The organism is Enterovibrio paralichthyis, assembly GCF_019209835.1.
Lineage (GTDB): Bacteria > Pseudomonadota > Gammaproteobacteria > Enterobacterales > Vibrionaceae > Enterovibrio > Enterovibrio paralichthyis.
This window is the reverse complement of record NZ_JAHUTS010000065.1, coordinates 1-669: the sequence shown is the minus strand read 5'-3', so window position 1 is coordinate 669 and position 669 is coordinate 1. Positions and strand designations below refer to the sequence as shown.

General features: G+C 48.0%; 1 protein-coding gene. It reads left to right on the top strand.

Going from position 1 to position 669, the window contains the following annotated elements:
- Positions 1–660 (top strand): IS4 family transposase (locus tag KU854_RS24675; RefSeq protein WP_218360855.1); only part of this gene is annotated, 660 nt, incomplete at its 5' end.
- Positions 661–669 lie beyond the last annotated feature (9 nt).

The following is a 669-nucleotide window of genomic DNA, read 5'->3' as shown; positions in this document are numbered from 1 at the left end:
ACGGGGACGGAAAGGCATTGGCTGATGCCAATGCGCAAGAATACGCAATTTACCGAAGTCAGAAAGCTGGGTCGCAATGACCGCATTGTCGAAATCAAAACCACGCCTCAGGCGAGAAAGAAGTCCCCCGCGCTGCCTGAAACCATAGAAGTTCGCCTGATAAAGAAAACCCTCAAAGGGAAAGAAGTCAGTATCCTGACCTCGATGACCGACCATCGCCGCTATCCGCCGGCAGAAATCGCAGAGCTTTATAGCCATCGATGGGAAATCGAGGTGGGCTACCGGGAAATGAAGTCTTCGCTCCTGAACAACGAATTTACGTTGAGAAGTAAGAAACCAGAGATGGTAAAACAAGAGTTATGGGGCTTGTTGCTTAGCTATAACATCATTAGATATCAGATGGTTAACATGGCGAGAACTGTACCTGGCATCTACCCAAATCAACTAAGCTTTACAACGTGTGCCCACTCTATCATTCACGTGATATTAGGGTTCTGGTTGGAGTCGGCGGGAACCATCCCTAAGCGTATTACCCACCTGCAGGAGGAGGCGATACATCATGTGTTGCCCATTAAGCGAGAAGATCGAATATACCCGAGAGCCGTGAAGCCTAAGGCAAAGAAATACCCCAATAAAAAGAAAGCCAGTCAGCTTAACTGACTGGCATTA